The organism is Chryseobacterium sp. CY350 (assembly GCF_027945075.1).
Classification (GTDB): Bacteria; Bacteroidota; Bacteroidia; order Flavobacteriales; family Weeksellaceae; genus Chryseobacterium.
Window position 1 is genome coordinate 3,650,021 of sequence record NZ_CP116034.1, and the last position, 25,564, is coordinate 3,675,584.

At 34.0% G+C, this 25,564-nt stretch carries 20 protein-coding genes and 2 tRNA genes; 7 read left to right on the forward strand and 15 right to left on the reverse strand.

What is annotated here, in order from left to right; all coding sequences use genetic code 11:
* Nucleotides 1-6: 6 nt before the first annotated feature.
* Entirely contained in the window at nucleotides 7-2,571 is a 2,565-nt protein-coding gene (locus PGH12_RS17090; RefSeq protein ID WP_267598686.1) for a TonB-dependent receptor domain-containing protein, read from the reverse strand.
* Nucleotides 2,572-2,758: 187 nt separating this feature from the next.
* Here PGH12_RS17090 and PGH12_RS17095 point away from each other — a divergent pair, with 187 nt between their 5' ends.
* The 3 genes from PGH12_RS17095 (at nucleotide 2,759) to PGH12_RS17105 (ending at nucleotide 5,250) form a co-directional block, all read left to right on the forward strand.
* Entirely contained in the window at nucleotides 2,759-3,436 is a 678-nt protein-coding gene (locus PGH12_RS17095; protein WP_267598687.1) for a response regulator, read from the forward strand.
* Between the two features lie 44 nt (nucleotides 3,437-3,480).
* The gene (locus tag PGH12_RS17100; protein WP_267598688.1) at nucleotides 3,481-4,512 is read left to right on the forward strand and encodes a sensor histidine kinase; all 1,032 of its coding nucleotides are present in this window, start codon (nucleotides 3,481-3,483) and stop codon (nucleotides 4,510-4,512) included.
* 132 nt (nucleotides 4,513-4,644) lie between these two features.
* Nucleotides 4,645-5,250, forward strand: a complete 606-nt coding sequence (locus PGH12_RS17105) for an IS1096 element passenger TnpR family protein (RefSeq protein ID WP_267598689.1) — start codon at nucleotides 4,645-4,647, stop codon at nucleotides 5,248-5,250.
* Nucleotides 5,251-5,384: 134 nt separating this feature from the next.
* On the opposite strand, the gene PGH12_RS17110 is transcribed toward PGH12_RS17105, so the two are convergent.
* Nucleotides 5,385-6,614 carry an ABC transporter permease gene (locus PGH12_RS17110; protein WP_267598690.1) on the reverse strand — a complete coding sequence of 410 codons (1,230 nt, stop codon included), beginning with the start codon at nucleotides 6,612-6,614 and terminating at the stop codon, nucleotides 5,385-5,387.
* 4 nt (nucleotides 6,615-6,618) lie between these two features.
* Between PGH12_RS17110 and PGH12_RS17115 the strand changes: the two genes are divergently transcribed.
* Nucleotides 6,619-7,815 carry an exo-beta-N-acetylmuramidase NamZ family protein gene (locus PGH12_RS17115; protein WP_267598691.1) on the forward strand — a complete coding sequence of 399 codons (1,197 nt, stop codon included), beginning with the start codon at nucleotides 6,619-6,621 and terminating at the stop codon, nucleotides 7,813-7,815.
* Between the two features lie 82 nt (nucleotides 7,816-7,897).
* Here PGH12_RS17115 and PGH12_RS17120 read toward each other — a convergent pair whose 3' ends face one another.
* The 9 genes from PGH12_RS17120 to PGH12_RS17160 all read right to left on the reverse strand — a co-directional run bounded on the left by PGH12_RS17120 (nucleotide 7,898) and on the right by PGH12_RS17160 (nucleotide 17,244).
* Complete coding sequence (locus tag PGH12_RS17120; protein WP_267598692.1) at nucleotides 7,898-8,104, reverse strand: hypothetical protein; 207 nt, start codon at nucleotides 8,102-8,104, stop codon at nucleotides 7,898-7,900.
* A 1-nt stretch (nucleotide 8,105) separates the two neighbouring features.
* Nucleotides 8,106-8,756 carry a DUF3575 domain-containing protein gene (locus PGH12_RS17125; RefSeq protein WP_267598693.1) on the reverse strand — a complete coding sequence of 217 codons (651 nt, stop codon included), beginning with the start codon at nucleotides 8,754-8,756 and terminating at the stop codon, nucleotides 8,106-8,108.
* Between the two features lie 7 nt (nucleotides 8,757-8,763).
* Nucleotides 8,764-9,939, reverse strand: coding sequence for a thioredoxin family protein (locus PGH12_RS17130; RefSeq protein ID WP_267598694.1), 1,176 nt, complete (start codon nucleotides 9,937-9,939; stop codon nucleotides 8,764-8,766).
* A 193-nt stretch (nucleotides 9,940-10,132) separates the two neighbouring features.
* The gene (locus tag PGH12_RS17135) at nucleotides 10,133-10,744 is read right to left on the reverse strand and encodes a hypothetical protein (protein WP_267598695.1); all 612 of its coding nucleotides are present in this window, start codon (nucleotides 10,742-10,744) and stop codon (nucleotides 10,133-10,135) included.
* 24 nt (nucleotides 10,745-10,768) lie between these two features.
* Nucleotides 10,769-11,185, reverse strand: a complete 417-nt coding sequence (locus PGH12_RS17140) for a hypothetical protein (RefSeq protein WP_267598696.1) — start codon at nucleotides 11,183-11,185, stop codon at nucleotides 10,769-10,771.
* Nucleotides 11,186-11,301: 116 nt separating this feature from the next.
* Nucleotides 11,302-11,598: a hypothetical protein gene (locus PGH12_RS17145; protein WP_267598697.1), complete on the reverse strand. Its 297-nt coding sequence runs from the start codon at nucleotides 11,596-11,598 to the stop codon at nucleotides 11,302-11,304.
* A gap of 217 nt (nucleotides 11,599-11,815) precedes the next feature.
* On the reverse strand, nucleotides 11,816-12,391 hold the full coding sequence (locus PGH12_RS17150; RefSeq protein ID WP_267598698.1) for a hypothetical protein: 576 nt from the start codon (nucleotides 12,389-12,391) through the stop codon (nucleotides 11,816-11,818).
* A gap of 59 nt (nucleotides 12,392-12,450) precedes the next feature.
* Entirely contained in the window at nucleotides 12,451-16,269 is a 3,819-nt protein-coding gene (locus PGH12_RS17155) for an AsmA family protein (protein ID WP_267598699.1), read from the reverse strand.
* A gap of 234 nt (nucleotides 16,270-16,503) precedes the next feature.
* Nucleotides 16,504-17,244 (reverse strand): hypothetical protein, encoded by a 741-nt coding sequence (locus PGH12_RS17160; protein ID WP_267598700.1) that lies wholly within the window; start codon nucleotides 17,242-17,244, stop codon nucleotides 16,504-16,506.
* 725 nt (nucleotides 17,245-17,969) lie between these two features.
* Between PGH12_RS17160 and PGH12_RS17165 the strand changes: the two genes are divergently transcribed.
* The gene (locus PGH12_RS17165; RefSeq protein ID WP_267598701.1) at nucleotides 17,970-19,340 is read left to right on the forward strand and encodes a phosphatase PAP2 family protein; all 1,371 of its coding nucleotides are present in this window, start codon (nucleotides 17,970-17,972) and stop codon (nucleotides 19,338-19,340) included.
* A gap of 248 nt (nucleotides 19,341-19,588) precedes the next feature.
* On the opposite strand, the gene PGH12_RS17170 is transcribed toward PGH12_RS17165, so the two are convergent.
* From PGH12_RS17170 to PGH12_RS17185, 4 genes are all read right to left on the reverse strand, one after another.
* Nucleotides 19,589-19,661: transfer RNA gene (locus PGH12_RS17170), tRNA-Phe, on the reverse strand.
* A 274-nt stretch (nucleotides 19,662-19,935) separates the two neighbouring features.
* A tRNA-Phe gene (locus tag PGH12_RS17175) sits at nucleotides 19,936-20,008 on the reverse strand.
* 97 nt (nucleotides 20,009-20,105) lie between these two features.
* On the reverse strand, nucleotides 20,106-21,947 hold the full coding sequence (locus PGH12_RS17180) for a bifunctional lysophospholipid acyltransferase family protein/GNAT family N-acetyltransferase (protein ID WP_267598702.1): 1,842 nt from the start codon (nucleotides 21,945-21,947) through the stop codon (nucleotides 20,106-20,108).
* Between the two features lie 22 nt (nucleotides 21,948-21,969).
* The gene (locus PGH12_RS17185; RefSeq protein ID WP_267598703.1) at nucleotides 21,970-23,208 is read right to left on the reverse strand and encodes an aspartate kinase; all 1,239 of its coding nucleotides are present in this window, start codon (nucleotides 23,206-23,208) and stop codon (nucleotides 21,970-21,972) included.
* 237 nt (nucleotides 23,209-23,445) lie between these two features.
* Between PGH12_RS17185 and fbp the strand changes: the two genes are divergently transcribed.
* Nucleotides 23,446-24,462 (forward strand): class 1 fructose-bisphosphatase, encoded by a 1,017-nt coding sequence (gene fbp / locus PGH12_RS17190; RefSeq protein WP_267598704.1) that lies wholly within the window; start codon nucleotides 23,446-23,448, stop codon nucleotides 24,460-24,462.
* Complete coding sequence (gene menC, locus PGH12_RS17195; protein ID WP_267598705.1) at nucleotides 24,463-25,467, forward strand: o-succinylbenzoate synthase; 1,005 nt, start codon at nucleotides 24,463-24,465, stop codon at nucleotides 25,465-25,467.
* Nucleotides 25,468-25,564 lie beyond the last annotated feature (97 nt).

The following is a 25,564-nucleotide window of genomic DNA, read 5'->3' on the forward strand; positions in this document are numbered from 1 at the left end:
TTTTATTTAGAATTCATAAGAAACGCTTGCGCCGATTCCGGATCCTCTTTTGTATTTTCTTGAAACAAGTTCTCCGGCTTTATTGTCTTGCACTCTTGTGAAGTAAGGATTGATTAAATTTCTGCCAGTCAGTGAGAATCCTATTCCGCTGCCAAGTTTTATTTTCATCGTGGCATCCAGCGTGCTGAATGCTTTATCTACAAGGTTTCCTTTTTCCTGTGTACCAATGGCATAGATGTTATCAGAGATATAAGAGTAAGAGACTACAAAATCCATCGTGTTTTTGTCACCCCATTTCTGCTCCAGACCTAAGTTTGCATTGGCTAAGAATTCAGAAGCTCCCTGTAATTTGTCTTTTGTAACACCTTTGTTCAGCGTTACATTATATTTTGTGTTTTCTTTTCTTACTTTATTTTCATCAAGATCCTGCTCTGTATTCAGATAAGTACCATTTATGAATGTATAAAGTCTTGTTTTGCCAGAGTCGTAAATATCTTTTCTGATTTCAGCTTCCAGACCAAATACTCTACCTGTATCACCAATGTTCATGAAAGAAACTATGTTTGAAGCAGATGCAATTACAATTCTGGAAATAGGATTTTGAATGTACTTACCAAAAGCCGTTAATGAGATCAGCTCGTTCTTTTTCGGAAACCACTCCCATTTCAAATCTACATTGTAGTTATCTGCAGGGTAAGCTTCCGGATTTCCTATTGTAGACTCATCAATATCTTCGTACTCAAACGGTGCAACTTCTAAAAGTAGTGGAGTTGTGTAGGTCTTTGAACCTGCTAATCTGAAATTATGTTTGTCGTTTAAGCTGTATTTTAAATTAAATGCAGGTAGAATTTTAGAATAATCTTTGTTTACTTTTCCGCCATCAGGATAAAGTGTGGTGTTGTAAACAATTTCTTGTTGCAAATTGTCGTAACGCACACCAACCTGAGCCGTGAATTTTTCTGAGAATTTGTAATCAACATTTACATATCCCGCATTGTTCATAATTTCAGATGTAAAGAATTGAGGTACAAAAGCGGTTTCCGGATTGTATTTTACATCTCCTCTGAACGTTACGATATCAAAAAATCCTCCCATCTGATAGTTTCCTATATTAAAGAAAGAATCGTAATTTTTTGGATCTACATAATAAGTTCCCTGCGCAGGCAAAATTCTAAAGTTGTATTGTGTAGCCTTAAAATCACTGTCTTTATACCTTCCGCTATATCCCAAGGTGATTTTTGTATTCTCTCCCAATTTATAATCTGCATGCAAATCTCCAACAAAATCATTTTCCAATAATCTGTCGTAATATCTGTTGTTTGCTCCGGGATTAGAACTTGCAAAGAAGCTGTAGTTCTGAAGTTTATCCAGAACAGTAATATTTTGTTGTCTATCTGGTCTTCTGCTGTCTAGTCTGTTGTAACCTAAGTTCCAGATAATTTTTAGTGGCTCAGATAAAGTATGCTCACCTTTTAGTTGGTTTACAATTAAATCGTTGGTTTTATAAGTGGCTCTTCTAATCTGAGTTACATATCTTTCTTGCGAAACGTCGTTGTCGTAATAATCTCTGTTGTACCCACTATAGTTACCCAGCTTCTGTTCTGTGGTGTGGATGTAGTTAGATGAAAAATTAATATTATTCTTACTGTTGATTCTGTAGTTAACATTTATCAACCCTGTAGTATTTGTAGAATATTTAAATTCTTCAGAATTATCATAAATTTTATTGGGACCTGTGGTAGTATCGAAAGACCCTCCTGTAATTCCCTGGAAATAATCATAGCTATTATCAAAACCGCCATATCCAAAAATACTAAGTTTCCCTTGCTCACCGATTTTGAAATTGGTACCAAAATCAAAACTTAAAGCAGAATTAATAGGATTATTAATTTCCTGATCTTTCAGAGAAGTTGTGAAAACATAACCTCTGTTTAAAACCGCATTTTTAGATGGTTTTTCAAGAATTTTTGATCCAAAAAAGTTCGGACCATCCTGTAAGAAATAATTGTTTTTCTGAACTGAATTAAAGTTTACAGAAGATCCAAGATTCACTTTAAAATAAGGCTTTCCTGTATATACTTTCGTTACGATATCAACGTTTGCTCCAGACATATCACCCCAAAGTTTTGGGTTATATACCTTTTCCAGACCGATGAAATCGATCATATCAGTTTTAATGATACTCAGATCAATGTTTTTGTATAAAGGATCGTTTGAAGGAACCTGTAGTCCGTTGATGGTTGTAGAGTTGTTACGGTCACCAAGACCACGAATGAAAATCTGTCCGCTTCCTTCTTGTTTTTGCGAACCTGTAGCCTTAGTTACCGCCACAGAAACGTCGCCTACACCTTGTTTTTCTAGCTGTACAGAACCTACTCTTTCTATAACTTCTACAGATTTTCTCTGTACGCTGATGATATTGGCTTCACCACCTTTTTTTGTTGTACCTTGAATGATTACTCCTTCAATTTTCTTTTCTTTTTTTACGGTGTCATTTTTCTCTTGAGCGTAAAATAAAGTTCCGGATGTGGTAAGGAACAAAACAGCGATACTCAGTTTTCTAAAATTCATTTCTTTTTTACTAATTACTTTCGGTGCAAAGGAATAAAAGATTAGAGGTATAAATGGTTTAGTTAAATTTAAATTTTTCTTAACTAAATATTACGAAACAGCCTTTAATATTAAGTTTATGTGAATGAAAACTAATTATCAATCATGTTGCTTAATTTTTGTTAACTTTGAATTGTAAAAATTGAAAATGAACCAAAAAAAGATTCTATTAATTGATGATGAACTGGATATTCTCGAAATTCTTTCATACAATTTAGAAAAAGAAGGCTACGATATATATACTGCCACAAATGGTAACGAAGGTATAGAAAAAGCCAAAGAGATTATTCCGGATCTTATCTTATTAGATGTCATGATGCCCGAAAAAGACGGCATCGAAACTTGCCAGGAGCTGCGCAAAGTAAAAGAACTTCAAAAAAGTCTTATCGTTTTTCTATCCGCTCGAAGCGAAGAGTTTTCTCAGCTTGCAGGTTTTCAGGCAGGAGCAAACGATTACATTGTGAAGCTGATTAAACCGAAAATTTTAATTTCTAAAGTAAATGCTTTATTGCAGCTGACTTCTCAAGTTTCGGATAATGCAAAACTGATCGAGGTAGGAGATTTAATTATTGATAAAGATAATTTCAGAGTTTCGAAAAGCGGCCAGCAGTTTTTACTTCCGAAAAAAGAATTTGATCTGCTTTATCTTTTAGCTTCAAATACCGAAAAAGTTTTTAAAAGAGAAGAAATTCTTGAAAAAGTTTGGGGTAATGATGTTATTGTAGGCGAAAGAACGATTGATGTGCACATCAGAAGATTGAGAGAAAAACTTGGCATCAACACCATTCAGACTCTTAAAGGAATAGGATATAAGCTGATTGTTTAATTCAGAATTCCTATCTTTACTTATAACCCCTAAATTTTGTAAAATTGAAATTTTACAGACTCAGTTTCATCTCCGCTTGTCTTTTGACTTTGGTGATGCTTATTTTAGTCATCATATTTGATGCTCTGCATGACCGCTATTACCATAATTCGTTTTTCATAAGCGGAATAGCGGTAAGCGTGCTTATCATGTTTGTGATTAATTACATTGTTCTAGAGCTGCTATTTAATTATTACGCCAAAAAGCAGGTAAGAAATATTTCTAAAATTTTACCCGAAGAGATTGTTTACGACAATCAGGAAAATATTACCTTGAAAGAACTTGGTGAAAGATTTTCTGATTTTAACCAACAGAAAGTTACCGAAATGGAGGTAATGAAAAAAATGGAAAGTTATCGTAAAGAATATATCGGAAACGTATCTCACGAACTCAAAACACCATTATTTTCCATCCAGGGATATGTTGAGACATTAAGTGAAGGTGGGGTGGAAAACCTGAATATAAGAGACAAATATCTTGAAAGAATAGGTATTTCGGTTGAACGCCTTATCGCTATCGTTAATGATCTTGATATGATCAACAGGCTGGAGTCTGGTGAGATTAATCTTACCGTTTCGAAGTTTGACGTTAATATTCTTGTGAAAGAAATTTTTGACCTTCTTGATCTGGAAGCCGAAAAAAACAATACCGTCTTACAGCTGCAGACTTTACACAGCCAGATTTTTGTGGAAGCCGATAAACAGAAAATTTCGCAGGTTTTTATTAATTTGATCTCAAATGCCATACATTATGCCAACCGACAGGAAGCAAAAGTGGTGGTAAAAACCAGCGTCTTAAGAAACAAAGTTCTTATTGAAGTCATCGACAATGGTATGGGAATTAAAGAAGAACTTCTTCCAAGGATATTTGAACGATTTTACCGTGTGGAAACCAGCAGAAGCAGGAGACAGGGAGGTTCTGGTCTCGGCCTCGCGATTGTGAAGCATATTCTGGAAGCTCATAATGAAAACATTACCGTAGAAAGTGTATATTTGGAAGGAACTAAATTTAGTTTCATGCTCGAAAAAAGCAAATAGACTGTTGGAATGTAAGCAAAAAAAAATTCTAAAAAATTAGTAAATATTCTTTTCTAAAATTTCATTTATTATATATTTGCAACAGAAATTGATCAATTAGAATAAGGCAAAAATAGAAATTGGAATAGTAGTATGGTTTACAAAATCCGTGTAATATTAGATACAAAAGAAGATATTTTCCGTGATGTTGAGATTAAAGGAAAACAAACGCTCTGGAACCTTCATTTAGGAATCAAAAGTGCTTTCAACCTTAGCGGTGATGAGCTTTCTACCTTTAATCTCCTTGAAGAAGACGGCACCATTGTGAAAAGTGTTCCGTTGGAAGATATGAGTGATGAAGGTGATGGCGAGATAATGTCAGACGTTTACATCGATGAAGCATTTGAAACCGCTGGTGACAAAGCGCAGTTCCAGTATGGTTTATTAGATCTTTGGGAATTTTTCTGTGAACTTGTAGAAGTTATCGATGAGACAAAGGGTGTAAATTACCCGATTACAGTCTACAGATTCGGGAATGCTCCTTTGAAAGCCCCTAGCAAAAGTGGAGGCGCAGGTTCTAAAAACAAAAAATCAGCAATGCCTTTGATGGATGATGATTTTGGTTTTGAAGAAGATTTTGCTGTCGGAGGAAACAGTTTTGCTGACGAAGATGATGACAACTTTGACGATGACGAAGAAGATGACTACAACGATGACGTTTTCGATGATGAAGACGACAGCGACGATGATAGAATCTAAAAAATATAAACCCTGAATTTAAAATTCAGGGTTTTTTATTAAGAAAAGTAATAATTATTTTAAATAACTAATAACTAATAATTAATAATTAATAATTAATAATTAATAATTAATAATTAATAATTAATAATTGTTTAACTATATTTAATCGACTTCACCGGAGAAATTTTGCTGATCAGATAACTCGGAATAATTAATGCCAGTCCGGAAATCAATAAAATACCGGCTGAGATTGAAAGAATCACGATAGGGTTCAAATCTACCGGAACGGTGCTCACATAATAGTTTTCTGGATTTAATTTAATGATTCCGAAAAATTTCTGAATCAATAGAAGTCCTAGACCAATCGCATTTCCGTAAAGCAATCCCGGAACCATTATGATCAACGTATAATTAATAAAAGTTGCACGAATCTGCGCGTTTGTGGCGCCTAAAGTTTTCAGTAAACCAATAGAGTTCGTACGCTCAATAATCAAAATAAGAAGAACCATAATGATGTTGATGATCACTACAATCAGCATTATAGAGATGATTAAAGCTATGTTTACATCAAAAATACTAATCCAGTCATTGATCTGAGGGAATTTTTCAGTTGCTTTCTCAGCGTAATTTTTATAGCCGATCAGTTTATCGATTTGAGAAGAATCTTTATCGATATCGTTCACGTTTTTGAAGAAAATATCTATACCGCCAACATCTTCAGGAGTCATATCCTGAATTTTCCGAACCTGATTGATGTCGCCCATTACAAACTGATCATCAATCATTTTAATATCGGTTTTATAAATTCCGACAACCTGAAATTTTCTGTAGATCTGTTTCTGATCTTCCTTCGCAAAAACGGTTACAATGCTGTCATTAACTTTCAGATGAAGGTCGTGTGCAATTTTTTCTGATATAGTGATTGCATTGCTGTAGCCATCTTCAGTAATTTTCGGTGTTTTTCCTGAGATGAGGAATTTCTTAAATCTTAAACTGTCAAAATCTTTTCCTACACCTTTAAATATAATTCCTGCAAAGCTGTGTTCGTTACGCATAATTCCCGTTACCATTGAGTATTTCTGTACACTTTCTACATCCTCAAGTTCTTTCAGTTTTTTAATATTTAAACCTTCTTTGTCTAATACAGAAGTGTTATAAGAAGAGTTAGAGCGGGTAGATTTTACGGTAATATGACCACTAAAATCTGCCAGTCTCTCTTTGATAGCTTTTTTTGAGCCGAACCCTGTGGAGACAGTAATTAATGAAACAATAATTCCCAAGGCCACAGAAAGTCTGCCAATGAAGATGATCACCCGAGAAAGGTTATTTTTGTTATCTTTGGAAAACGCTATTTTTCTAGAGAAATATAAAGGAAATTTCAAGCTTATGAATTTAGATTTCAAAATTAAAACTTTAGTTCTTATTTGCCTAATTTTTTTAGGAGTATTCAGCCCATATTATTCTCAGATTCAAGATAAGGATTGTTTCAAAACGGGTGCAGACAGACCTGAGTTATATTTGCCACTATTGAAAGGGAAAAATATCGGAATCGTTACCAATCAGACTGGTTTGATGAAAGATAAAAATCATGTGGTAGATTATTTAGTAAAAAACGGCATTAAGATTAAAACAATTTTTGCTCCAGAACATGGTTTCCGGGGTGATGCCGATGCGGGCGAAAAAGTAAAAAACGGAATAGACATCAAAACGGGAATTCCTATCATCTCGCTTTATGGTCCCAATAAAAAACCAAAGCCGGAGCAATTGAAAGGTTTGGATATTGTAGTATTTGATATTCAGGATGTTGGAGTTAGATTTTATACTTACATCTCTACTTTGACGTATTTGATGGAAGCCGGAGCAGAAAATAATGTTAAAATTTTAGTTTTAGACAGACCAAATCCGCATGACGGATATATTGATGGGCCGGTTTTGAAGAAAAAATGGGAAAGCTTTGTCGGTATGCACGAAGTTCCCGTAGTTTATGGCTTAACGATTGGCGAATACGGAAAAATGGTGAACGGGGAAAAATGGCTGAAAAATGGAGTACAGGCTAAATATACGGTGATCCCGATGCAGAAGTATCATAAACAAAACCGCTATGCTATTTTAGATAAGCCGTCTCCAAATTTACCCAACGATAAATCGATCAATCTGTATCCGAGTTTATGTTTCTTCGAAGGAACGCAGGTTTCCGTGGGACGAGGAACTGATATTCCGTTTCAAGTCTATGGTTCACCTTGGACAAAAGATTTACCTTATCAATTTACTCCAAAACCTAATTTTGGAGCCAAAGATCCTTTTCTGAACGGACAATTATGTTACGGTGAAAATCTCTCAAATTATTCTGAAGATTTAAGAGAACTAAATCTGGATTGGTTGATTAAAGCCTATAAACAGTACAAAAATCCTCAGCAAAGTTTCTTCCTGAAAAATCTTTTCTTTGATACCTTAGCGGGAAGTGATGAATTAAGAAAACAAATCGTTGCCGGAAAATCTGAAGCTGAAATAAAATCTTCATGGAAATCTGATGTGGAAAAGTTTTCAAAAATCAGAACCAAATATGTGATGTATGAAGATTGAAAATGTGGATTCTAATCGTTAGTGCTCGTAAATTTAAAATTGACCGGCAAAGCGAAATTCACAATTGATAAGTCACTGTATATCAGTCAAAGTTCTGCGGCGGATTTTTATCATCTTTTCCTTTATTCAAGATAAAAAGTCCGATCGATAAGCCGATAACTCCTGCAAAAGCAGTCATCAAAGCGCGCTCTAGTTTGTCAGCTTCTTTATTTCCCAAATAATTCATCAGGAAAAGAATAGCAAAAGTGATTACTGATATAATGATGTGGTTTTTTCCTAGTAGTTTCATATTATTTTAGTCTGTAACAAATCATGACACCGCCACGATAAGGTAACCATTCTCCGCTTCTGTTAAAGCCCTGCGCGCTATCATATCTTTCACCTGTTCCTCGAACGTAGCCTTTATAAAAATCCTGAGAATTTCCGATACCTGCAAAAATATCCATATTCCAATTATCTGCAAGTCTAAACTGATAACCACCTTCTACTCCTAGCAGAAAAGAAAAGCCTTTTTGATAAAGTTGTGAATTTATATATTGAGTGGGAACTCCTACCTGAGCATCTACAAATGTATTATCATTCCAATAAGTAGGTTTCTGTAGTATGTAAGTTCCTACGGAGAAATTAGCTCCGACGTGCCAACCTTTAAATGCCTCTTTAAAATAATATCTTCCCTCAAGAGTTCCCATGTAAATCTGAGCTTCATGTCCTGCAAAAGATTTCCATGGCGAGATTAATACATCTCCCTGCGCTGTAAATTTATTACTCAACTGATATTCTAATCCTGCATTGATTACTCCAATGGGAATAAGTAATGCGTTGCCTTTTACATAAAGTTTCTTTTCAGAAATCGTTTTCACATCTGATGTTGAATTTTCCTGAGCATCAGCATTGATGAAGGAAAATAAACTTATTAGTACGATGAAAATTTTATTATTCAATGTGACTCTATTTTATTTTACTTAGTAGTTCTTTAGCCAATGTAGCGTCCTTTCCGGCACTCTCCGCCATATTTCTCGACATTTCAGCATAGTTTTTAGCGACATCTGTATTTCCTAATTGATAATATATTTTTGCTAAAATATAAGTGTTTTCAGGGGTTTCACTTTGCATTACAGATTTTTCTGCCCATTCAGCTGCTTTTTTAAGGGATGGTTTTGACTGTATATGATCAGAAAAAATCCAGGCTGCCTTCAAAAGTTCATTGGGTTGAAACTGATCTGAATTTTTATAGTAAACCAAAGCAGCTTTTTCATATTCTGCAAAATTACTATTCTGCTCATAATAGCTAAGTTTAGTCTGATTAAGCTTAGTCATTGCAGCTTCTTTTCCTACCAGCGGCTCGGCTGTTTTCATGAAATATTCTTCATTAATTTCTTTTTTGTTTTCGTCAATTGATTCAGCGACGATTTTAGAAAGTACAATTTGGTTATTAAACTCATTATAAGTTTCTTCTGGTAAATACTTAATGATGTCTGTTTTTCTTGCCGTAAAAAATTTGTAGTTGGGATCTTCTGTTGATTTAATGAAATAAAGCAACAAACCAACTTCATCTTTTGAGATTTCGTCTGTTTTGCTTTTGTTTTGAAAATATCGTTCTGAAGCTTTTTTAGCAAAATCAAAATCTGCATTAGCATTAAGTTTCATAATGTTAATCAAAAATTCAGGTGACTTTTCTCCTTTTGCAAAACGTTCTTTCAGCGACCCAGATTTATTGTTGGGCGAGTTAATATCCTGAGCCATTGTAAGGAAAATGTTTTCTTCCATATAGCCGTAATTTTGAGAAACCAATTCTCCGTCACCATTCAGGAACAGATAAGTAGGGTAGGAGCGAACACCGAATTTCTGGGCAACTTCTCTACCTTCACCTTTTTCCATATCAATTCTTGCGTTGATAAAATTTTTATTGTAAAAGTCGCCGACGGTTTTTTTTGTAAAAACATTTTTTTCCATCATTTTACAAGGGCCGCACCATGAGGCATATGCGTCGATGAAAACAAGTTTGTTTTCTTTTTTTGCTTTTGCTATCAGATCTTTGAAAGGGATATCCTGAAACTTGATTTCGTCTTGTGCAAAAGCAAATATTGTGATAAAAATAAATAATCCGGAGATGATCTTCTTCATTTCTTATTCTAAATTATAATAAGCGAAGATACTTATTTTTGATTTATTGCGATTGTTAAATACTTTTAAAATATACTCAGATTTTGAGCACACAAAACCACCTCGTAAAAGGTGGTCGTTTTGATCTTTGATCAATAAAAATTTAAAAACAAATTTACTTTTAAAATTAAAAGCTGTTTCTTTTAGTAATATTTTAGTCAAGACCTTCTGACAGCAGACGACCATTTAAGTTGATAAAACCACTGTGATCAAGAATATCACTAAGTTTCGCATCATAAGCTTCCATATATAAAATATTGTCCTTAAAAGTTCTTCTACCGCTATAAACACTTATGTTTATTAAAACATCTTTACTACCTAATAAATCATAGAGTTCTTTTGGAAAACTTAAATCTTTAACATCGAATACATTTGACTGCTTGATGTCCTTTTTTTCAATATCAATTGATGTCAGCTTAATACCTGTCGGCCCCATCAGTTTTTTAAACTTTGTTGGAATAGAATTTTCGTCTGCAACCTCCCCATACAGGTAAAGTGAAGCTATTACAGATTCTTTACTGTCCTTCAGTTTCGTAACCGCTTTGTCAGAAAGGTTAACTTCTAATCGAAAATCAGGTAAGATAATTTGCTCGCCCTGTATCTCTAATTGTGTTTTTTTAGCAGGTAATTCTGTAACCTGTTTTTCTTTTTTGGGTTGGGAAAGTAAATTTTGATCTTGATCGTGTGTCACCTCTTTTGCTTTTTCCTTGCAACTTGATGTTAATAAAAAAGTAATTATGGTGAAAGCTGAAAGTACTAATTTCATTTATTTTTAAATTTTACAGGAGTATCAGGGTATATATTTTATAAAATCGGCGTGCAAAACATCTTCGGTAACATTTGTTGACTCTGTCGTTGTATTCTTCATCCATTGGCGATGCTCAACCGTATTGGATGATGAAGTTGAACCAATAATTCTCTGTTCCATGTTATAAAGAATAACAGCATCAGCACCTTTTTCTTTGGCCGTCTGAACCACTTTATCCTGAATTTCCTGATAACTTGATCCCAATACGCCTGAAATTCCGTCAACCTTTCCGATTACTTCATAGTTTTTCTTGACATCATTAGTATCCAAAAAAACATCAATATTCTGAGTAGGGTTGTAATTTTTGCCGATATAATTAACGGTTGGGGAACAGCCGATCATCGATACAAGTACACCCACAAGAAGTATGTTTTTAAATATCTTATTATAAGTATTCATTTTATTTAATAAGTAAAGATTATTTTAATTTATATGCTTTAGTCTAGATAAATAGATAGAAAAATTTCCATCAGATCATCATTTGATTAAATAAGCTTTATATCTTTAAATTTTAATTATTTCATCTCGGTTTGTCCAGGCTCAACAACATTGTTGTCATCATCATCGTCGTCATCTCCTTTTTTCATTTCTGTCTGACCTGGCTCCGGTACATCGTCGTCGTTCTGAGATTTCATTTTATTTTGACCAGGTTCAGGAATATTATCCTGATTATTGTTTGATTGGTTTGCGCCCTGTGTTTGCATTACAGTCTGTCCCGGTTCCAGAGGTGCATCATAATTTGTTACCGTTCCGCAAGAATTTAAAAGTAAAAGCAGCATGGCGGCAAAACCTGTTTTGATTGAATTTTTCATAATATTTATATTTGATTTATACTTTACGAATGTACCACTGTTTGCAGATATAGTCACTAAAAGTGATCGATGTAGGTGAGATAATTTCTTATTTTATTACATCAAAATATCTTCCGAAAAGGCCCTGTATCATTGTTTTTTGTATAAAATCATCGATCATTAAAACTGACTTCCGGTGGCTCCAGAATTGGTGGAAAATTAGAACAGTTTAAGAAAATTAATCATTATAAAACTTACTGAATATAAAATAAAATTCGAACAGGATAAAGAATATAACCATTGCTCCGTAAAGAGATGCTTTCTTGCTTTTCAGAAATGCAAAAATACCTAGTAGTGAAATATGGCTGATCATTCGTATGGCATAGACAGGCATCAGTTTCTCTAAATATTCGGGGCCTTTAATTAAAGTATCAAAAATGTCAATTAAAAAAACTGCAATCAGCAAAAGAAAAAGCCATTTTTTTCTGGAGTAAAAATAGTTTTTATAATCATCCCCGTAATCTTTTACATCTGCCGGATAAAGAAGCTGACACGACGTGAAATAAATAATAATGTACATAATTATAAAGATGTATTCTGTGAAGGTCCACATTCTGACTTCCCGTAAATTATATTCCCACCACCAGAAGTGGATCATGAGGAGGAATAAATAAAAAACCCATAGCAGATGCACCCAATAAGGTTTTGTTCTCTTTGGATGTTGTACAAATTTTACAGATCCATTCAATAAGCAACCTATAGAAAGTCCTAGAATTATGCTGATTACCGTTTTAATGTGGTTGAAAAAATCCATTTTTATTTTAATTTAAAAAATTATTCGTTGAAATGATTTAACAGTAAATAATTGATTTTTTAATCGTTTGAAATTGTAGGGTTGATTCTTGGCAGGCCATAACGCTCGTGATTCTCATTATATTTTTTCTGATATTTTTTATCGCTTTTTAAACCAAATGTTGACATAATACCACTAATCTGCATTTTGATCCAGTAGTTAAAAACAAATTTGTTAGCATCACGCTCTACAAACATCATCGATGATTTGTGATGACTATTAGGAATTATTAAGTTGGCAGCAAATGTTTTTACCTTTGACGATAAATGCCAACCGTTTTTACCTTCCGGATTTAGAAATTTTACTTTTAATTGATTATAACTGAAATTCATAGTTCCGGTTGCTGCATATTGATTTCCCGACCAGCTGCTGTATAAGTTATCAGCATATCCGGAACTTATGTCTAATGAGCCCATTGGACGAGAAATATTGCTGAATTCTCTTAGATCAATTCCCGTAAAATGAACATTTGCAACGAATCCCGCCAGCGAATCAGCATAAGATTCTTTATATGAAAAGCGTTTGATATCAGATCGAAATAAATTACCGCTAATATTCAGTTCCAGGCTATCTTTTCGGCTTGCCTGATTGCTTAGATTAATGATATTTCCATTTAAAGAAGAAAATGGGATCTCACTCCAAGCTTTCGACTTTACTTCAAACTCTTTGTAAACGACAGAGTTATTTTTTAACGAAATGGTATCAACGGAAAAAGGTTGTTTTATTGAACTTATTAATTGAGTAGGCATTAATTTGTGTGCTGCAGGTTTTCTGGGTAGAGTTTTGTCTCTTGACACGATCACATGAAGGCCGTCCAGAGTGATTTTCTTCAATGAGATCGCAGAATCTTTCGAAAAGCGGCCTGCCTTTGCAAGTGATAAGGATATAGAGTCACCTTGTAATTCAAGATAATTATCCTGAAATTTTGAGTTTTTAAAAAATATTTCTCTACTGATAACAGGATGCAAATTTAAATTAGTTAAATTGAATGTGTTTTTTGACGAATTCCAACCGTACTTTTCAATGTCTGCCGTAATTGCAGCATTTTTGTAAACAATTTTCCCACCTTTAAAATTAACCTTTTGCAAGATTTTTTCTATGTTAAATCTCGTCGCTTCGTTAAAGAGAAATTCATTATCAACAAAACTACCGGAATTACCATTTGCCTGTAAACGCATGCTGTCTTTTTGAAATTTAAATGATGCGCCAGACCAATCAACAAGTACACTGGAAGAAATTGTTGTCAGATCATTTTTACGAAATACATTCCATCCGTTTAAATGGAGCGATAATTTTGGAACATTCAATTGAAATTTTTCACCATCTACATTTGAGTTCAGTACTGTGATGCGTAGATCATCAGATTTTAACATCTGTGAATTTTCATTAAAACTTCTTATATTTTGCGCTGCCAGATTTACTACACCTTTATATTTAAATAATTCTTCGTTTTTTTGTTTAATATAGTTGATATTTAAGTTGTTGATTTCTAATGATTTAATCTGTACGGGTGTTCTCGGTACATGAAACGATTGGGAGTTGCTTTTCCCTTTTGCGTAAATTTCAATTTGACCTTTATCAGCAGACACTGATTCAAAAGCAATGACTTCCGGTTTGGTAGAATTGAATTTTCCATTGAAAAAAAGTGCGGGCAAAGAAATTTTTTGAAATCCTTTATCTGAATTAGAAATGAAACTTAAATCATGTATGCTTCCCAAGTTGTTTTTAATATAAATTTTCGCAATATTTCCTTTTGCGTGTTCTCCCAGCAGTCTGAAGTTTGAGATATCTAAACTCACATCTTTCCAGGTAAAATAATTGGCGTGGGATCGTACATCCGTAACTGAGATATTATTTCCTGAAAATCCTATGAAATCCTTTGCTGTTTTTCTGCTAAATAAAAATTTATCAATCTTCATTTTAGCAACACGAATGGGCGGCAGATTCTTTTTATGTCGGGAAACTGTTTTCTTAGGGCTATTGTTTATATCAGAGATAAGCGTATTAATGTATAAAGAATCTACTTTTATAATTTCAGATTTTTGGAAAAGATCCCAGTCGAATGCTTTCCAATAAATATTTTTTGCTTCTACAGCATTCTTGTTTTGTTGAAATTTTAAGTTTTTTGCCCAGTTTTCCCGGTAAAGTCCAGCGAATTTATAGTTATTGATATTCAACAGAAATTTGTCTGATCTCAAATAAATATCACCAATTTCCAGCTTGTGGATAGAGTGCTTGATATCTACTAAAGAATCACTTTTAAGCGTTTTATTGAGGATAATTTTGGCATTTAAATTTTTCGCATGAAGAGCAATGTGGCTTTTAGACGAAATGTTGTAATTGATTGTACCATCTAATATTACTAATTGATCTACATTGATCATCTCTTTCATCTGATGCAATGTCAGAAAAAAGCTGGTGTTTTTTTTATCTTTTACAATTTTTGATCTGGTTTTTTGATCTGTAGTTCTTTTTTTCTGATCAATAATTATTACTGGTTTTAGCAGCTCAGCCTGATCAGCAACTAGCTTTTTCTTTAATAATGCTTCAAGATTTACATTTCGCAAAATGAGAGAAGGTGCAGAAAAAACCATCGCTTTCTGTATTTTCTGTTGAGTAGTCGGGCGGTAGTTTACATGACGGAAAATGATATCATTATTCCTGAAAGAAAATTCTTCAATAGTGAGTTTATGAAGACTGTCTTTTGAAAAAAAGGCAATTTGATCCATATTCAAATGTACACTGTCTAAAGTGATCTTTGGATCTTTTCGTGTTCTGAGAGATAGATTGTAAACCGTCAAATTAGCAGTTTTCCCTGCTGAATTTTTCAACGTTCCGTCAGCTCTTTTTTGGACTAAAGACGCATTTTCTATTTCAAAAAATTTAATGTTGATCAGATTAAATATTTCATTTTTTGCCTTGCTGCGTTGTGTACTGTTTCGCTTTATTTTATTTTTATGATCATAAAAAGTCATCACCGGATTGCTACATCTCACCGTGTCAAGCAGCAGCTGTTCTTTTTGATATGTGGCAGGAAGATGTTTAGAATTAAAACTGAAACGGTCTGCTTTAAATTCCATCCGTCCGTTTTTACGGTCATCTTGTTGATCAATCAGCAATGAATCGACGTTGAAATATTGATTTTTACTATTGAAACGAACGGAACTGAAGGCAACGGTAAGATTTTGATCAGGCAGGGAAATAGTTTGTTTTCCAACAGAGAGATCTATATGATCTGAACCCAGTAAATGGCTGTCGTCATTATTAACTTTTTTAAAATTCCTGATTGATAAATTAATGTTTTTAATATTAATAGCTTCTTTTTTACCTTGTTTGTAGCTAATAGATGCATTCTTTATCGAAAGATTGCTCAGGTTAAAAGATTGCTGGGTTTTCTCCAGAAAAGATAAGATGTCGGACGGCCGAAAAGCAGTTTTATTTTTTAATCTTCTTTTTGAATTTGAATAGACTTGAACTTCCGGATTGATGATTTCCAGGCTGTCAACCAGGATCTTGTTTTTAAACAACAATGCATTCCAGGAAGTGAGAGAAAATTTTAGTTTTGATAATTTTACGTTGTAATAAGAATTTGCTTTAGTGGTGTCTTTGCAAACCAGCACAGATTTCTCAAGTAAAAGAGATTTTGACCATAGGGAAACTTCAGCGCTCCCGGCATTGAAAATATACTGACCATTCGTTTGGTTATGAACAATAAACTTTACACTTTCCTTGAATCGTTGAATAATGACAAAATATAGCAGTCCCGACATGAAAAAAAGAATGCCTAAAAAAGCAATAACATAATACTGTATTTTTTTTTTCAGACTTTTCGATTTCATTATTGCCAATATTTATTGTAGATTTCACTCTGATTTAATCCTGAAGATTGGCAGTCTTCATTTTTTGCTTCCGGGATCATTCACCAACTTAAAAGTATAGATTTTTTTCTACATTTAGCACTTTGTCTCTTCAATAAGTGTGACCCAAAAAATCAATATCTTATTTAATTAGAAAAAGGCCATACTCATGATCTCAGCAACAATTGTAAGTATTCTTAAAATACAGAATATCTTCTATCGATATAAAATTGCTTGCTTCGGCAGGTCGCTTGTTGATGTAGTTTGTTTGAAAACAGTATTAGATCCTGCACTGCTCAATGTTCCGTCTGCTATCGATGCACCGTTTTGATCTCTGAATCGTATATAAGCAATACCGTCTTTCACATAGCCGTTCACAGATAACATTCCGGTATCCAGCTGTTCGTCTTTTGTGCTGTAGTTTGCAATGCCCTCAATTTTGCTTCCTGACTGAGTAATTTCAAATGATAAAATCCCCTTCGCGGTAGTATCTCCTTCATTTGAATATTTTCCTGTGTAGCTTCTGCTGGTGACCACTTTTTTTTCTGTTGGTGATTCTTCATTTACAGGATACAAATATGCAGCATTTGGTACGATCGGAGATTTGGTAGTCTGTATGAAATAGACTGTCGAGCTGTTTTTAAAAATAATAGAACCGTCAGCTACTACATTTCCTCTCTGGTCTCTAAAACGAATATATCCTTTTTTATCTTTAACATAACCGTTGACTGAAAGTGTACCTGAAGTGTTGTCGTCTTTATTAGACATATAATAACCGATGCCTTCTAGTTTAGATCCTTGCTGAGACAGTTCAAGCGTCATTAATCCCGGTGCCGTAACATCGCCCTCGCTGGAAAATTCTCCTGTAAATATATTTGCAGTTTGCGCCTTTATGTTTGATAAAAATGTGATGCAAAGAAGTCCAGCAATGATAATTAGAATTTGGCGTATTTTCATCTGTATTTATTTTAGTTTAATAATTAAATTTTATAGAATCTTAATAAAGTTAAATCTTCGATTTTTCTTGCTCATCAATGTATTCATGGAAAACAGCTCACCATAAATACTGTCTGATAAGTAATTTTTATACTGAAAAATTTTAGCTACAAATCTAATGCGATTACTTTGATATACCACATTGCCAAGCCGTATTGTTGTGATATATTCGTAATTTATTACATTAAAATAGTGGTTTTCAAAATGCTATTATTTAGTATTCACGCAATGTTTTAACTAATCTATCTGCAAAACTGCTGCTGATTGAACTTCTAAAATGGATGTAAAAATTTAAATATATTTACATAAAAGTGTATTTTAAAAAATACCTAAATGATTGGAATTTTGAATGTTAAATGAAATGGTAAACTTTCATTTAAGATTTTTACAAATCAAATATCAATTTTTTATAAGTAGTTTTTTCGGAAATCATTACAACAATATATTGTGATATCACTGTCGAGTTTATAAAATTGCAAAATTATAAAGTTCACCAATTATAGGTTTATATGTTTTCGAGTGGCGTTGAAGATTAAATTATGTCTCTTTCAGAATATGATTATTTTAAATCTTTTTATATTTTGATAACCTTTCAAAAGAAATGCTGCAGTACACCAACATTATAATTCTTTTTTTAACTGATGATTTGGACTTAGTAATCACTGATCTACACTAATTAAAATACTATGAAAAAAAAACTATTTTGTTTATCGCTGAGTATCTTTCCGTTTGTACTTCACTATGCGCAGGATTCTCTTGAAGTTCAAAAAATATCACCAATTATTGAGCAACAGGATTCTAAAGTGAGAAAACCTTTTTTCCAAAGGGAATGGGTAAAAATGTCTACGGCACCAGTATTACTATTCGGTGCTTCGGGTGCGACTTGGGGAGAGAGAAAAAATATTCGTGAAATTAGAAATCGATATATTCCTACCTTTAAAGTAGGTTATGATAATTATCTTCAGTATGCTCCGGCTGCAACCGTATACGGACTAAAGCTTGCAGGAGTAAAGGGAAGAAATAATATTGGAAGAGCTACATTGTCGTATGCTGCCAGTATCGGGATCATGGCTGTGATTGTAAATTCCTTAAAATATACTGCAAAAGTAGAACGCCCCGATGGTTCGAGTAAAAACTCTTTTCCGTCCGGACATACTTCGATGGCATTTACCAATGCGAGTTTTCTTCACAAAGAATATGGTGTAGTAAGCCCCGGATACAGTATTGGTGGATATGGCGCGGCTGCTATTACTGGGTTGGGTAGAAATTTAAACAACAGGCACTGGATCTCTGATGTGTTGGCCGGAGCCGGAATAGGAATACTTTCCTCAGAATTAGGATATTTTTTTATTGATAAGATTTATAAAAATAAAGGTGACAATATCGGAATGTTAGCTGATTTGGAAGGAAATGGCAATCCATCTTTCGTATCTCTAAAAGTAGGGTCAGCCTTATCAACAACAAACTTTTTAAAAGAGTCTGAACTTACTGATAAAAAAGAAGTCGGTTTCGAAGCGGGTATTGAGGGAGCGTATTTTTTTTCCAAGAAATGGGGAGTTGGAGGAGACTTCAGTTTCAGCAGTTTTCCCATAAACCCAACAAGATTTCCGTTAGACGGAGATATTGGGAGCTTTGACATCACCACAGAATCTTTAGGATTTTTAAATTTTGGAATTGGTCCTTATTTCTCTCACGAAATATCTGATAATTTTAATGTCGTATTAAAAGCTACAGCTGGATATTCTTCAGGAGCAAGCGGAAAGATTTTTGTTAAAAGTGAAATTTTTGACTTGCCGACAGATGAATTTCAAGTGGCAGAATATAAACCATCCAGCAGTTTCAGATGGAATACCGGTGCGGCATTAACGTACAAATTTAACCCGGAGTTGGGAGTAACGCTTTATGCAGACTACAACCAGACCCAATCAAGTATTAGCTACCATTTCAATGATATTATTCAAAATGATCAGGATATGGCAGATAATTTAAACAACGATATTTCTCGTGAAAAAATAGAATACATGAGCGTGGGTCTAAAATTGACTGCATATTTTTAAACTGTTTTAGAAGATATTTAATCACTATTTTACTGCACATCATTCTTTCTATAATCATAATACGTTTAATATTTTATCTAGAGATATATGAGAGGATGAGATAAGATAAGAGCCTACCACAAAATGGGCTCTTATCTTTTTGAGAGCAAGGCGATGTAATGAAAATTTTGATGTTGACGAATAAGAGTAAAAAATAACCCCTCAAATCATACAATTTGAGGGGTTTGTTTGAAACTTTTAGTTTCTAGTGGTTTCTCCAGGAATCGAACCAGGGACACATGGATTTTCAATCCATTGCTCTACCAACTGAGCTAAGAAACCATTTGGTTTACTTTGTTGTTTAAAGTGGCTGCAAAAATATGATATTTTCTATTGCCATGCAAATTTTATTAGCTATTCTTCTAAATAATTTCATCGCTAAGTTCTATGACTTGAAATGGGGTAAATGTAATTTAAAAAAAAACATTACATTTTGTGATGGAAGTGAATTGATAGGGTATTATTCAACGAAAAGCATTCTACCAGCTCCAAAAGTCTTTAAAAGATTTAGAAAATTAAACACAAAAAAACCCTCAAATAAATTTAAAGGTTTTTGTGGTTTCTCCAGGAATCGAACCAGGGACACATGGATTTTCAATCCATTGCTCTACCAACTGAGCTAAGAAACCATTTGGTTTACTTCGTTGTTTTAAAGTGATGCAAAAGTAGTATCTTTTGGTATATCATGCAAGTAATAAAAGTTTTTTTTTAGTTTAAATTAAAAACTTACTGATTTTCAGGAGTATTATTTTCCTGCTCCTTTCTTATTTGCTCGCTCATCTCCTCCAATACAGGTTTTATCGTGCTTTCAGGCAGGTCACTTATTCTGATATACATTAATCCGTCAATAGCATCATTGAAATTCGGATCAACATTGAACGCAATTACTTTTGCATTTTGTTTGATGTATTTTTTAATTAATACGGGTAGCCTCAATTCAGGTTCCAGATCGTCAATAATTTTATCAAGTTTATTTAGATCAGATTCCATTTCGTCAAAAAACAAATTTTTATCTCTGTCGCGAAGTTTTACCTTATATTCATTTCTCGGTGTAATATACTGTGCAACAGCAGAATCGTAATAATTTGAACGCATAAATTCAATCATCAGCGACTTAGAAAACTCCGAAAATTTATTTGAAATACTTACACCTCCCATCAGGAATTTATGATCAGGATTTCTCAGGCAGACATGTACAATTCCTCTCCACAAGAGGAAAAGAGGAAGCGGTTTCTGCTGATATTCTTCACAGATATATGCTCTGCCCATCTCAATCACTTTTTTAAAGAACGGATGGATATCCTGTTCAAACTCAAATAATGAACTGGTATAAAATCCTTTAATTCCGGATTTCTTCATCACATCCTTACCCAAAGCCATTCTGTAAGCACCTGCAAGTTTTTCTGCCGCATTGTCCCAGAGGAAAAGATGATGGTAATGTTTATCGTATTCATCCAGATCAAAAGGTAAATTACTTCCTTCACCCACCGCCCGGAACGTAAGTTCGCGCTGTCTTCCAATTTCCCGCATTATTGAAGGAATTTGATCGTAGGTTGTAAAATAGATCTCGTAGTTACCATTGCTGAAGAGCATCTTGTCTGTGCCTTTCAGTTTACTGATATCTTTTAGAATGTCTTCTTTGGGAGTTTCATCGATAATATTCTGAACGATATTTTCTTCACGTAGCAACTGAAATTTTAAAGATAAATTTTTCAGATTGATAGCCTGTGCCAGAGATTTTCTTTTTTCGTAATAAGATTTCATCATATAAACCTTACGTCTTAAGAATTCTCCCAGTTCTTCGATGGTCTCCATATCGTCCATCGCTTTTACCGTGATGGGTTTTCCTATTCTTATTCTGATAGGTTTTTCACGGTCATTCATCATTTCAGCAGGAAGGAGTAACGTCTGTAGATTTGGATGAATTTTTGAAACCTGATAAAAAAGAGTGCTGTTTTTTGCATGAAAATACATAGGAACTACCGGAACTTTTGCCATTTTGATAAGCTTTAAAGCCGGTTTTTCCCACTCTTTATCCAGAATTTCTCCATAAGGATTATTTTTGTTAGAAACTTCTCCTGCCGGGAAAATTCCTACACAGCCACCATTTTTAAGATGTTTTAAAGTTTCGCGCATTCCCGTGGAGCTGTTGCGTATTTCTTTCTTTCCTTCGAAAGGATTTACAGGAATTACATAAGGCTCCATAGGTTCTATTTTCTCTAAAAGGAAATTCCCCATCACTTTAAAATCCGGTCGCACTTCAGACAAAACCTTGCACATCAATATTCCGTCAATGGCGCCTAGCGGATGATTCGAAACCAATATGAACGGTCCTGTTTTTGGTATTTTAGCCAGATCTTCAGCGAACGCGATATAACTCAGGTTACGTTCTCTCACAAATGAGTCGAAAAAATCTTTGCCTTCTTTATATCTCAGTTTATCATACAGTCTGTTTACTTCATTTATTTTGGTAAGGCTCATCACTGCAGACGCTATAGGATTCTTGAGAAATCCCAGTCTGTTGAGTCCGGAGGCTTTGATTAAATCATTTTTCGAAATTAAACTCATGTGTTTTTGGTCGTCATTAATTTTATTGTGTTACCATTTGAAGGGTATTTTTGGCAATCTGCTCCAATAATACACTTTTTTCCTGGTAAAATTTCCCGATGTTTTCAATTTTTGCATTTCTCACCGTAAATAAAGATACATTTTTTATGACATCGGTTTCAAATACTTTTTGAAGCTCTTTATTAAGCTCATCTATTTTTAAAAATTTATCTTCTAAGCATAAAGCTAACGAAATTGCAGAGTTCTGCATCAGAGAAACTTTAATTTTATATTTAGATAAATATCCGAAAACTAGACTCATATGGTCTTCTGCAATGAAGGAAAAATCTCTTGTTGAGATTTTCAGTAATGTTTGATTTTCTTTTAAGATATATGATTCTTCACTTTGGTTTTTCTCAGAAGCGCCCACTTTTGTTCCGTCTTTGGTAGGATCTACGAAAGATTTCACATAAAACGGAATGTTTTTCTGTTGTAAAGGCTGTAATGTTTTTGGGTGAATGATGCTCGCACCGTAGTAAGCCATTTCAATTGCTTCCTCATACGAAATGTTAGAAAGCAGAGAAACGTCTTTAAACTTTCTGGGATCGCCTGTCATCACTCCCGGAACATCTTTCCATATCGTCATCGCGTTGGCATTCAAACAATAGGCGAAAATTGCAGCAGAGTAATCTGAGCCCTCTCTTCCCAGCGTTACTGTGAAATTATTGTCGTCAGAACCTATAAAACCCTGAGTCACATAATTAATTGAAGGATTTAAAGTCGCAATAAATTCTTCTGTTTTCTGCCAGTTAACGATACCGTCTCTGTAAGAATCGTCTGTTTTTATATAATCTCTGGCATCAAGCCATTGGTTGGTAAACTGAATATCATTCAAATATTCACTTACAATTTTAGTAGAGATCATTTCGCCACAACTTACTACCTGATCGTATACAAAGTTGTAGTTGGGTGATTTATTTCTTCTTAAAAATGATACGATGTCATCAAAAAAAAGATTGATCTCACCAAATACTGAATGATCGTCGTTGAAAAGGCCTTTTGCAATTTCGGTATGTTTGTGTTTTATCTTTTCAGTTTCAGTTTGGTAGTCTTCTTTTTTAAAATAAAGTTCTACTACTTTTTCCAGCTCGTTAGTAGTTTTACCCATTGCCGAGATGACAAGCAGACATTTTTCAAATCCCTGGCTTTTTAAAACCATGGATACATTTTTTACACTTTCGGCATCTTTCACCGAAGCTCCACCAAACTTGAAAATTTTCATTTAAAATTAAAAATAAAATTGTTAGATAAATAAAATTTTGTGAAACCGCAAAATTATAAATTTACGGTGAGATATGAAAGTGCACAATTTGGTGATTAATAATTACTGCATAATTGTTTGAAATATCAGATTATTGATGATAATAGCTTGTTTAGTAGTTATTTACGTAATATAAAAGAAAATTCTTTCAAGTCTAATAATTTTTACGAAATTTGAAGCAAACGTAAAAGTATAAAAATGTCAGATCAACCATTACAGACCTTAGGAGAATTTTTAATTGATAAACAGGAAGATTTCCAGTATTCTACGGGAGAATTTTCGCGTCTTCTAAGTGCAATAAGACTGGCGTCAAAAGTAGTCAACAGAGAAGTTAATAAGGCCGGAATTGTAGATATCACGGGAGCAGCCGGGAATCAGAATATTCAGGGCGAAGAGCAGCAAAAGCTAGATGTTATAGCGAATGATATCTTTATTACAGCTTTGTCACAAAGAGAAGTTGTCTGCGGAATTGCATCAGAAGAAAACGATGATTTTATTGATATCAAATGTGGAGAAAATGGTCATTTAAGCAAATATGTTGTTTTAATTGATCCTCTTGACGGTTCTTCTAACATCGATGTCAACGTTTCTGTAGGTACTATTTTTTCGATCTACAGAAGAGTTACTGAACCTGGAACACCTGTCGAGCTTCAAGATTTTTTACAGAAAGGAATTAATCAGATTGCTGCAGGATACGTAATCTACGGTTCTTCTACAATGATTGTTTATACCACTGGAAATGGTGTTAACGGATTTACACTAGATCCTTCTCTGGGAACTTACTATTTGTCTCACCCCAATATGATGTTCCCGAAAACAGGAAAAATTTACTCGATTAACGAAGGAAATTACATCAAATTTCCTCAGGGAGTAAAAAATTATCTTAAATATTGCCAGATGGAAGAAGGCGACAGACCATATACGTCAAGATATATTGGGTCCTTAGTTGCTGATTTTCACAGAAATATGCTGAAAGGTGGAATATATATGTACCCATCATACTCACAAGCTCCCAATGGAAAGTTGAGGTTGCTTTATGAGTGCAATCCTATGGCGTTCTTAGCCGAGCAGGCAGGTGCAAAAGCTACAGATGGTTTCAGAAGAATAATGGAAATCGAACCAACAGAACTTCACCAGAGAATACCTTTTTTCTGCGGAAGTGTAGACATGGTAGAAAAAGCAGAAGAGTTTATGCGAATTGACAGCGTAAAATAAATGAAAGCAGAATATTATAGATATTTATTAAAATTCAAACGCCCGAGTGGAACATCTCGCGGCGTTTTGTATGAAAAGGAAACCTTTATTCTGGAAATTTCAGAGAACGAAAGAAAAGGTACAGGAGAATGTGCAATTTTCAGAGGGTTGAGCCATGATGACCGTCCAGATTATGAAGAAAAATTAAAATGGCTTTGTGAAAATATTCAGGCTGATCACCAGTTTTTAAAAGAAGAATTAAAAGATTTTCCTTCCATTTGGTTTGGTTACGAGCAGGCTCTGTTAAATCTAACGCATGGTGGAGATCTTTATTACCCAAGTGAATTTACAGAAGGAAAATCTTCAATGATGATTAATGGTCTCATCTGGATGGGCGATATTGGTTATATGGAAGAGCAAATTCAGGAAAAGCTGAAAGAAGGTTTTCATTGTATAAAACTAAAAATAGGAGTCGATTGGGAATCTGAACATAAAATTCTACAAAAATTAAGGAAAAAATTTTCACATAGTAAACTGGAACTGCGTGTTGACGCCAATGGCGGTTTTTCTCAAGTTGAAGCAAAAAAAGTGTTGCAACAACTGGCAGATTTAAATATTCATTCGATCGAACAGCCAATAAAGTCCGGTGACTGGAATTCGATGGCTGAACTTTGTGCCAGTACTCCCACGCCAATTGCTTTAGATGAAGAGTTGATTGGTGTTATACATCATAGCGAAAAACATCGTTTATTAGAGAAAATAAATCCGCAGTTTATCATTCTTAAACCATCATTAATAGGTGGATTCGCAGGGTCTGATGAATGGATAGCACTTGCTGATCAGAAAAGTATTGGATGGTGGATTACTTCCGCACTAGAAAGTAATATAGGGCTTAATGCTATCGCACAATATACATTTACAAAAAATAATACGATGCCTCAAGGCTTGGGAACCGGAGGATTATTTACCAATAATTTTCAGAGTGCTCTAGAATTAAAAGGCGACCAAATCTTTTTTAAAAAATAAATAGTAGTTTTTTTTCTATAAGATGTTGTTTAAATGAAAAAAAAGTGTAATTTTAAGATACTTAAATAACATCTTTGATAAAAATGGTTTTCTTAAT

Bases quoted from the DNA above. Each gene is read 5' to 3' on its own strand.
- PGH12_RS17090 (WP_267598686.1), bottom strand. From the start codon at position 2,571: ATGAATTTTAGAAAACTGAGTATCGCTGTTTTGTTCCTTACCACATCC.
- PGH12_RS17095 (WP_267598687.1), top strand. From the start codon at position 2,759: ATGAACCAAAAAAAGATTCTATTAATTGATGATGAACTGGATATTCTC.
- PGH12_RS17105 (WP_267598689.1), top strand. From the start codon at position 4,645: ATGGTTTACAAAATCCGTGTAATATTAGATACAAAAGAAGATATTTTC.
- PGH12_RS17115 (WP_267598691.1), top strand. From the start codon at position 6,619: ATGAATTTAGATTTCAAAATTAAAACTTTAGTTCTTATTTGCCTAATT.
- PGH12_RS17120 (WP_267598692.1), bottom strand. From the start codon at position 8,104: ATGAAACTACTAGGAAAAAACCACATCATTATATCAGTAATCACTTTT.
- PGH12_RS17130 (WP_267598694.1), bottom strand. From the start codon at position 9,939: ATGAAGAAGATCATCTCCGGATTATTTATTTTTATCACAATATTTGCT.
- PGH12_RS17135 (WP_267598695.1), bottom strand. From the start codon at position 10,744: ATGAAATTAGTACTTTCAGCTTTCACCATAATTACTTTTTTATTAACA.
- PGH12_RS17140 (WP_267598696.1), bottom strand. From the start codon at position 11,185: ATGAATACTTATAATAAGATATTTAAAAACATACTTCTTGTGGGTGTA.
- PGH12_RS17145 (WP_267598697.1), bottom strand. From the start codon at position 11,598: ATGAAAAATTCAATCAAAACAGGTTTTGCCGCCATGCTGCTTTTACTT.
- PGH12_RS17150 (WP_267598698.1), bottom strand. From the start codon at position 12,391: ATGGATTTTTTCAACCACATTAAAACGGTAATCAGCATAATTCTAGGA.
- PGH12_RS17155 (WP_267598699.1), bottom strand. From the start codon at position 16,269: ATGAAATCGAAAAGTCTGAAAAAAAAAATACAGTATTATGTTATTGCT.
- PGH12_RS17160 (WP_267598700.1), bottom strand. From the start codon at position 17,244: ATGAAAATACGCCAAATTCTAATTATCATTGCTGGACTTCTTTGCATC.
- PGH12_RS17165 (WP_267598701.1), top strand. From the start codon at position 17,970: ATGAAAAAAAAACTATTTTGTTTATCGCTGAGTATCTTTCCGTTTGTA.
- PGH12_RS17180 (WP_267598702.1), bottom strand. From the start codon at position 21,947: ATGAGTTTAATTTCGAAAAATGATTTAATCAAAGCCTCCGGACTCAAC.
- PGH12_RS17185 (WP_267598703.1), bottom strand. From the start codon at position 23,208: ATGAAAATTTTCAAGTTTGGTGGAGCTTCGGTGAAAGATGCCGAAAGT.
- fbp (WP_267598704.1), top strand. From the start codon at position 23,446: ATGTCAGATCAACCATTACAGACCTTAGGAGAATTTTTAATTGATAAA.
- menC (WP_267598705.1), top strand. From the start codon at position 24,463: ATGAAAGCAGAATATTATAGATATTTATTAAAATTCAAACGCCCGAGT.